Origin of the sequence: Acinetobacter sp. IRS14 (assembly GCF_034650275.1) — a bacterium.
Taxonomy (GTDB): domain Bacteria; phylum Pseudomonadota; class Gammaproteobacteria; order Pseudomonadales; family Moraxellaceae; genus Acinetobacter; species Acinetobacter oleivorans.
Genome location: NZ_JAOVFN010000059.1, coordinates 1 through 723 on the forward strand (window position 1 = coordinate 1; position 723 = coordinate 723).

The window sequence follows — 723 nt, forward strand, 5'->3', positions numbered from 1 at the left end:
TAAATAACATCACTAAAAAATGGCAACGCTCTATCCAAGATTGGCGAGCTGCTACTTCTAATTTTGCTGTTCTTTTTTTTGAACGCTTTTCACTTTAATTCTCCCCTTTAGAGCGTGTTTGAAAAGTAGGGTGAAGAATGGAAAATGGTGAAAAGAATAAAATTTTCACCATAATTAATGATAATCCGGGAATTTTACAGCACGGTCATCACTGATAGCCATTGGCAATTGGTAGAACCTCATTTACCCAAAGCAAAAACTGGGGGAAGAAAACGGAAAACTAGTCTGCGGGAGATACTCAATGCTATTTTTTACATGCTCAGAACGGGGTGTGCCTGGCGACTTCTGCCCCATGATTTTCCTAAATGGCGAACGGTCTATGGTTATTTCCAGCAATGGCACGAAGATGGTACCTGGAAAAAATTAAACCGTATCTTCCGTGAGAAAGTTCGGCTCAAAGCTGGAAGAAATACTCACCCTAGTGCCGGTTGTTTAGATTCACAGTCACTTAAAAAGGCTGGAACTGGCCAAGAAACTGGCTATGACGGCGGAAAAAAGGTCAATGGTCGTAAACGTACAATCCTCGTGGATACCATGGGATTACTTCTCGATGTTGTCGTCCATGGTGCCCATCGCTCCGACCATCAGGGTCTGATTCTACTTGCTACCTGGTTAAGCCTTGGTCAAGAAGTAAGTACAAAAGCTGAAGCTGCTGGTAATAAA

At 42.5% G+C, this 723-nt stretch carries 1 protein-coding gene; it reads left to right on the top strand.

Annotated elements, in window-relative coordinates; translation table 11 throughout:
• Positions 1-180: 180 nt before the first annotated feature.
• The coding region (locus ODQ17_RS19050; RefSeq protein WP_322905626.1) for an IS5 family transposase at positions 181-723 on the top strand (543 nt) is incomplete at its 3' end.